The organism is Streptomyces sp. C (assembly GCF_000158895.1).
Lineage (GTDB): Bacteria > Actinomycetota > Actinomycetes > Streptomycetales > Streptomycetaceae > Streptomyces > Streptomyces racemochromogenes.
Genome location: NZ_GG657752.1, coordinates 307,242 through 315,243, shown reverse-complemented (window position 1 = coordinate 315,243; position 8,002 = coordinate 307,242). Strand labels below are relative to the sequence as shown.

Annotated in this window: 4 protein-coding genes; all 4 read right to left on the bottom strand. The window is 73.7% G+C overall.

Going from position 1 to position 8,002, the window contains the following annotated elements:
* Positions 1 to 2,721 (bottom strand): type I polyketide synthase (locus SSNG_RS37255; protein WP_241695360.1); only part of this gene is annotated, 2,721 nt, incomplete at its 3' end.
* A 142-nt stretch (positions 2,722 to 2,863) separates the two neighbouring features.
* Positions 2,864 to 4,054, bottom strand: a complete 1,191-nt coding sequence (locus SSNG_RS37250; RefSeq protein WP_007269163.1) for a 4-hydroxybenzoate 3-monooxygenase — start codon at positions 4,052 to 4,054, stop codon at positions 2,864 to 2,866.
* Positions 4,051 to 6,414, bottom strand: a complete 2,364-nt coding sequence (locus SSNG_RS37245) for a glycoside hydrolase family 3 C-terminal domain-containing protein (protein ID WP_007269162.1) — start codon at positions 6,412 to 6,414, stop codon at positions 4,051 to 4,053. Before SSNG_RS37245 ends, SSNG_RS37250 begins: the two co-directional genes overlap by 4 nt.
* Positions 6,411 to 8,002 (bottom strand): aminodeoxychorismate synthase component I (gene pabB / locus SSNG_RS37240; protein WP_007269161.1); only part of this gene is annotated, 1,592 nt, incomplete at its 5' end. The genes pabB and SSNG_RS37245, both read right to left, overlap by 4 nt.

Genomic DNA, 8,002 nt, shown 5'->3' with positions numbered 1-8,002 from the left:
GGCGGCGACGGTCACCATGGCGCCGAGGAGGGGGTGGCCGGCCGCGTCCAGGCCGGCGGCGGTGACGTCGCCGGTGGCGCCGCCGCTGCGCAGCCAGTACCGCTCGCGCTGGAAGGCGTACGTGGGCAGGTCGACCCGGCGGGCGCCGGGGAAGAGGGCGTCCCAGTCGACGGCGATGCCCTGGGTGTGGGCCTCGGCGACGGCCCGGGTGAAGGCGGCGGGCTCGGGCTGGTCGCGGCGCAGGGCGGTGCTCCAGCGGATTCCGGAGTCCTCGTCGAGGCAGTTCTGCCCCATGGCGGTGAGGATTCCGTCGGGGCCGAGTTCCACGAAGGTGGTGACGCCGTGGTCCGCGAGGGTGCGGACGCCGTCGTGGAAGCGGACGGCCTGGCGGACGTGTCGCACCCAGTGCTCGGGCGTGGCGAGTTCTTCGGCGGTGGCGATGCGGCCGGTGACGTTGGAGACGACGGGGATGGCGGGCGGGCGGAAGTCGAGGCGGGTGACGACGGCCCGGAACCGGTCGAGCATCGGTTCCATCAGCAGGGAGTGGAACGCGTGGCTGACCTTGAGGCGCTTGGTGCGGTGGCCTGCGGCGGCGAGGAGGGCGGCGGCGTCGAGTACGGCGGTCTCGGTGCCGGAGACGACGACGGACCGGGGTCCGTTGACGGCGGCGATGTCGGCGCCGGGGGTGAGGACGGCGCGGACTTCGTCCTCGGCGGCTTCCACGGCGACCATGGCGCCGCCTTCGGGCAGGGACTGCATGAGCCGGCCGCGGGCGGCGACGAGCGCGGCGGCGTCGGCGAGCGGGAGCATGCCGGACACGTGTGCGGCGACGAGTTCGCCGACCGAGTGGCCGAGGAGGAAGTCGGGGCGCAGGCCGTGGCTCTCGGCGAGGCGGTAGAGGGCCGTTTCGAGGGCGAAGAGGCCGGCCTGGGTGTACTCGGTGCGGTCGAGGAGCGGGGAGCCGTCGAAGACGACGTCGCGTACGGGGGTGTCGAAGTAGCGGTCGAGGTGGGCGCAGGCCTGGTCGAAGGCGTCGGCGAAGACGGGGTACGCGGCGTGCAGTTCGCGTCCCATGCCGGGGCGTTGGGCGCCCTGGCCGGTGAACAGGAACGCGGTGCGGGGGTCGGGGCGGGTGGTGCCGTGGACGAGGTTGTCGGCGGGGGTGCCGTCGGCGAGGGCCCGCAGGCCGGTGTGGAGTTCGCCGGTGGTGGTGCCGAGGACGACGGCGCGGTGGGTGTGGGCGGCGCGGGCGGTGGCGAGGGTGTGGGCGGTGTCGGCGAGGGGGGCGCCGTGGGCGGTGTGGTCCAGCAGCCGGGCGGCCTGGGCGCGGAGTGCTTCGGGGCTGCGGGCGGAGAGGGGCCAGGCCACGACCGGGGGGTGCGGGGTGGCGCTGGGCGGTTCCTCGTCGGGGGTTTCGGGCTGTTCGAGGATGAGGTGGGCGTTGGTGCCGCTGATGCCGAAGGAGGAGACGGCGGCGCGGCGGGGTGCGCCGGTCCGGGGCCAGTCGGTGTTCTCGGTGAGGAGGGAGACCGCTCCGGCGGTCCAGTCGACGTGCGGGGTGGGTTCGTCGACGTGGAGGGTCTTGGGGAGGATGCCGTGGCGCATGGCCTCGACCATCTTGATGACGCCGGCGACGCCTGCGGCGGCCTGGGTGTGGCCGAGGTTGGACTTGACGGAGCCGAGGAGGAGGGGCTGGTCGTCGGGGGTGCGGTCCTGGCCGTAGGTGGCGAGGAGGGCCTGGGCTTCGATGGGGTCGCCGAGGGTGGTGCCGGTGCCGTGGGCTTCGACGGCGTCGACGTCGCGGGCGGTGAGGCGGGCCTGTTCCAGGGCCTGGCGGATGACGCGCTGCTGGGAGGGGCCGTTGGGGACGGTGAGGCCGCTGCTGGCGCCGTCCTGGTTGACGGCGGAGCCGCGGATGACGGCGAGGACGGGGTGGCCGTTGCGTCGGGCGTCGGAGAGCCGTTCGAGCAGGAGGAGGCCGGCGCCTTCGCCCCAGCCGGTGCCGTCGGCGGCGGCGGCGAAGGGCTTGCAGCGGCCGTCGGGGGCGAGGCCGCGCTGCTGGCTGAAGTCGACGAACAGGCCGGGGTCGGCCATGACGGTGACGCCGCCGGCGAGGGCCATCGTGCATTCGCCCTGGCGGAGGGCCTGGGCGGCGAGGTGGAGGGCGACGAGGGAGGAGGAGCAGGCCGTGTCGATGGTGACGGCGGGGCCTTCCAGGCCGAGGACGTAGGAGACGCGGCCGGAGGCGACGCTGCCGGCGTTGCCGCTGCCGAGGTACACCTCGACGCCTTCGGGCAGGTCGCGGGGGGCGGCGGCGTAGTCGTGGTGCATGACGCCGGCGAAGACGCCGGTGCGGGTGCCGCGCAGGGAGGTGGGGTCGAGGCCGGCGCGTTCGAATGCCTCCCAGGCGGTTTCCAGGAGGAGCCGCTGCTGGGGGTCCATGGCGAGGGCTTCGCGGGGGGAGATCCCGAAGAAGGCGGCGTCGAAGTCGGCGGCGCCGGCGAGGAAGCCGCCGTCGCGGACGTAGCTGGTGCCCTGGTGGTCGGGGTCGGGGTGGTAGACGGCGTCGAGGTCCCAGCCGCGGTCGGCGGGGAAGCCGGCCACGGCGTCGCGGCCTTCGGCGACGAGCTGCCACAGTTCTTCGGGGGTGCTGACGCCGCCGGGGTAGCGGCAGCTCATCGACACGATCGCGACCGGTTCGGGTTCCTCGGCGGACCGCAGCCGCTCCCGGGTCTGGTGGAGTTCGGCCGTCATCCACCGGAGGTGGTCGAGCATCTTTTCTTCGTTTGTCATGACGTACCGAAACTCCTGTTGATCAGGTCGAAGAGGCTGCCCCCGGCGGCGGACCGGGCGGGGGTGGCCGTCAGCGTCGCGACTGGCCCACGTACTGCTCGGCGAAGTCGGTCGCCGCGGCAGTGGAGCCGGTCAGGTGGTCGAAGCGCGCCCGGCGCAGGCCCCGGTCGAAGGGGGTGTCGCCGGGGCCGGTGTGCAGCAGGTCGGTCATCCAGCGGGAGAACTCCTGGCCGAGCCAGGCGCGGCGCACGGCGGTGGCCGAGTACGCGTCGAGGGCGTCGCGCCGTCCGGTGCCGTACCAGACGGCGAGGGCTCCGGCGAGGAGTTCGGCGTCGGCGACGGCCAGGTTGAGTCCCTTGGCGGCGCTGGGCGGGACGATGTGTGCGGCGTCGCCGAGGAGGAAGAGCCGTCCGTGCTGCATGGGTTCGCAGAGGAAGCTGCGCAGCGGGACGAGGGTGCGTTCCAGTACGGGGCCGGTGGGGAGGGCTCCGCTGCCGCCGGCGAGGCGCAGGTCGAGTTCGGCCCAGATCTCCTCGTCGGTGCGGGTGTCGGCGGTTTCGCCGGGCGGGACCTGGAGGTAGAGGCGGCTGACGGTGGTGGAGCGCATGCTCTGGAGGGCGAAGCCGCGCTCGCCGGTGGCGTAGACGAGTTCGGGGGTCATGGGCGGGGCGGCGGCGAGGATGCCCAGCCAGGCGTAGGGGTAGGTGTGGGTGCTGGTGGTGAGGGAGGCGGCGGGGACGGCGGTGCGGCTGACGCCGTGGAAGCCGTCGCAGCCGGCGACGAAGTCGCAGGTGATCTCGGTGGGGCGGCCGTCGAGGGTGCAGGTGACGGTGGCGCCGTCGCCGGCGAGCCGGTCGACGCTGACGTCGTCGACGTCGAAGTGGAGGGCGCCGCCGCTCGCGGTGCGGGCGGCGATGAGGTCCTTGACGACTTCCTGCTGGCCGTACATCCACACGGACCGGCCGGTGAGTTTGGTGAAGGGCAGGCGGTGGACGTCGCCTTCGAGGCGGAGTTCGAAGCCTTCGTGGACGAGTCCTTCCCGGTCGAGGCGTTCGGCGGCGCCGGCCCGGCGGAGGGCTTCGACGGTGCCCTGTTCGAGGAGGCCGGCGCGGACGCGGCGTTCGACGTGGTCGCGGCCTCGGCGTTCGAGGACGACGCAGTCGATGCCGCTCAGTTCGAGGAGCCGGGCCAGCAGCAGGCCTGCGGGGCCGGCGCCGATGACGCAGACCGGGGTGTGGATCCGCTGGGGGGCCGGGGTCACGGGCTCACCGTTCCGGCCGGGTCGACGTGGACGGTGGCGGTGAGGGGGAGGTCGGCGGAGGAGCGGCCGACGGAGACGGTGCGGGGGCCGGCGGCGACGGTCCAGGTGCCGGTGTCGGTGTTCCAGTACTCGAAGCGGCGGGCGTCGAGGACGATGTCCACGGTGGTGGTGGCGCCGGGCTCCAGGTGGGCGGTGGCGTAGCCGGCGAGGGCCTTGGGGGCCTGGGGGGCGGGGACGTCGGGGCTGCTGCCGAGGTAGACCTGGACGGTTTCGCGGCCGGCCCGTTCGCCGGTGTTGCGCAGGGTGCAGGTGACCTTCAGTTCGCGTCCCCGGGCGGTGAGGCGGAGGTCCTCGTAGCCGAAGGTGGTGTAGCTGAGGCCGTGGCCGAAGGGGAACAGGGGGGCGACGGCGTGCTCGTCGTGCCAGCGGTAGCCGACGAAGATGCCCTCCTGGTATTCGACGCGGCCGTCGACGCCGGGGTAGCGCAGGGGGTCTCCGGCGACGGAGGTGTGGTCGGCGTCGACGGGGAAGCTCTGGGTGAGCTTGCCGCTCGGGTTGGCGTCGCCGAAGAGGAGGGCGTCGGTGGCCTCGGCGCCGGCCTCGCCGGGGTACCAGACGTCGAGGACGGCGGCGACGTCGTCGAGCCAGGGCATCGTCGGGGAGGAGCCGGTGTTGAGGACGACGACGGTGTTGGGGTTGGCCTTGGCGACGGCGGAGATCAGGGTGTCCTGGAGGCCGGGGAGGGCGAGGGCGGGTCGGTCGATGAGTTCGGCGAGCTCGTCGTAGGCGAAGACGATGGCGGCGCGGGCGCCGCGGGCGGCTTCGGCGGCTTCGTCGATGTCGGCCTGGGCCTGCTGGGGGGTGACCCAGCCGAGGGTGAGGTGGACGGGGTTGTTGGGCATGGGGAGGGCGGAGAGGACGAGCTTGTAGGTGCCGGGGAGGAGGTCGACGGTGAGGCCGGCGGTGTCGCCGAAGGAGCTGCCGGCGAAGACGCGGGGGTGGCCTTCGAGGTCGATGGCCGCGTAGCCGCCGAGTGCGGTGACGGCGATGCGGTAGCGGCCTTCCGTCTCGATGGTGAGTTCGCCCTCGTAGAAGTAGTCGGGCTCGGTGGAGGGGCCTGCGGGGACCTCGCCCTCGCGGAAGGCGGGGACGAGCGCCGATTCCGGGATGGGGCGGCCGGCCGGGTCCTCGCCGATGCGGAATTCGACGGCGTCGTCGCCGAGGCGGGTGCGCAGGACGTCGAGGGGGGTGGCGGCGTGCTCGGGGACGACGAGGGCGCTGCCGACGCCGGCGGTCTTGGGGACGGCGGCGGGCCGGCCGATGACGGCGAGGCCGTGCGCGGCGGGGCCCGGCTCGGTGAGCTTGTCGGCGGACAGCGGCAGGACGCCCCGGGGGTTGTGCAGGAGGACGGAGCCGGCGGTGGCGACTTCCAGGGCGAGGGCCCGGCCGCGCTCGGCGTCGCGGGTGGTCTCGGGGCGGGGGGTGTCGTCGCCGATGAGGCCGAAGCGGGCCATCTGGCCGACGATGCGGGCGACGGCGCGGTCCAGGACGGCTTCGTCGATCCTGCCTTCGGCGATGGCCTCGCGCAGCGGCTCGCCGAGGTGGGCGCCGTCGGGCATCTCCTGGTCGAGGCCGGCTTCGATGGCGGCGGTGTCGTGGACGGCGTCCCAGTCGGACATGACCCAGCCCTCGAAGCCCCACTCGTCGCGCAGGACGGTGGTGAGGAGGGTCTCGTTCTGGCAGCTGGGGTGTCCGTTGACGCCGTTGGTGGCGCCCATGAACGCGCCGGCGCCGGCCCGGACGGCGGCCTCGAAGGCGGGGAACTCGATTTCGCGGAGGGTCCGTTCGTCGACGACGGTGTCGACGGTCATCCGGTTCTCTTCCTGGTTGTTGGCCGCGAAGTGCTTGGGCATGGCGATGACGCCCTGGGACTGGATGCCGTTGACCACGGCGGTGCCGATGGCGGTGACCAGCAGGGGGTCCTCGCCGTACAGCTCGAAGTTGCGGCCGCCGAAGGGCTGGCGCAGCACGTTGAGCATGGGGCCGATGAGGACGTCCTGGCGCTTGGCGCGGGCTTCGTGGCCGAGGTACTCGCCGTAACGGGCGGCGAGTTCGTCGTCGAAGGCGCAGGACAGGGCGATGGGGGCGGGCAGCGCGGTGGTGGTCTTGCGCTTCATGCGGACGCCGGCCGGGCCGTCGGTCAGGCGCAGTTCCGGGATGCCGAGGCGGGGGACGCCGGGGATGTACCCGGACTGGCCGAGGGCCTCGGGGTCGTCGGAGCCGTGGACGAACGAGAGCTTCTCGTCGAGGGTCATGGCCTGGACGAGGGCGGTCACGTCGACGGGGGTCTGCGGGGTCATCGCTGGTCACTTCCGGTTCGTTCGGGGGCGGGCTGGGTGGTGGCCGGGCGGGCCGGGAGCAGCGCGCGGGCGGGGGCGTCGGCCTTGAGGAGCATTTCGTCGTACTCGTCGTGGGGGTCGGAGCCGAGCACGACGGCGCCGCCGGCGCCGATCCGCCAGTGCCCGTCGGCGAGGACCATGGTCCGGATGACGATGTTGAGGTCGATGGTGCCGTTGCAGGAGAGGTAGCCGATGGCGCCGGAGTAGATGCCCCGGGCGCGGCCCTCCAGGGACTCGATGATCTCCAGGGTGCGCTGTTTGGGGGCGCCGGTCATGGAGCCGCCGGGGAAGCAGGCGCGGACGCAGTCGATGGCGTCGTTGCCGTCCTTGAGGGTGCCGCGGATGGTGGAGACGAGCTGGTGGACGGTGGCGTAGCTTTCGGCGGCCATCAGGACGGGGACGTGGACGGAGCCGACTTCGCAGACGCGTCCGAGGTCGTTGCGCATCAGGTCGACGATCATCAGGTTCTCGGCGCGGGTCTTGGCGCTGGCGACGAGTTCGCGGCGGGCGCGCTCGTCGGCGGCGGGGGTGGCGCCGCGGGGTGCGGTTCCCTTGATCGGTTTGGCTTCGGCGACCCGGTCGGCGGTGATCTTGAGGAAGCGTTCGGGGGAGGAGCAGGCCACTTCGGTGCCGTCGAGCCGCAGGTAGGCGGCGTACGGCGCGGGGTTGGCGCGGCGCAGCCGGCGGTAGGTGGTGAAGCCGTCGTCGGTCGCGGGGATCTCGGCGACGTTGGTCAGGCAGATCTCGTAGCTCTCGCCGGCGGTCAGGTACTCCTGGCTGCGCAGGACGTCCTGGACGTAGGCGTCGCGGTCGCGGGCGAGCCGGGGTTCCACGGTCGTCGCGGGTCCGTCGGCCGGGGCGGGGGCCGGGGCCGGTGCGGGTTCCTGCCGGGCGAGGGCGCCGGCGGTGTCGGCGAGCCAGCGGGTGGCACCGTCGGCGGTGGCCGGGTCGGTGCTGAGGGCGAGGAGGTAGGTGCGGCCCTCCTGGTGGTCGACGGCGAGGAACCGGTCCGCGAAGATCCAGACGGCGTCGGGGGTGGGGGACGGATGGCGGTTGGGGGATCCGCAGTCGCCCTTCAGTTCGTAGCCGAAGTAGCCGACGTAGCCTCCGGTGAAGTCGAAGGGCAGCGGCGGGGCGTCGATGACGCGGCGGGCGAGTTCCCGCTGGAGGTAGTCGAAGACGGACTCGCGGTGGCTGCCCGGGGTGGCGGAGGCGACCTCGACGACGCCGTCCTCGACGCGGTAGCGGACGGTCTCGGCGAGCGGGCCGCGGGCGTCGCCCAGGAAGGAGAACCGGGACAGGCCGGGCTCGACGCGGGCGCTGTCGAGCCAGAAGGCGTGCGGGGATCCGGCGAAGAGGGAGGCGAACGCGGTCTCGGTGTCGACCGCGGTGTCCAGTTCGGCCACGTGCAGGGCGTAGTGCGTACGGTCCCCGGTGCCGGTGCCGGCGGCGGGCCGGACCGGGGCCGGCGTGTCCCCGGTGCGGGCGGCGGCGGGGGCGGCGGCAGCTTTTTTTGGGGGCGGTCGCGGGTGCGGGGGCGGCGGGGCGG

Coding starts and splice junctions, on each gene's coding strand:
- SSNG_RS37245 (WP_007269162.1), bottom strand. CDS start 6,414: ATGACCCCGCAGACCCCCGTCGACGTGACCGCCCTCGTCCAGGCCATG.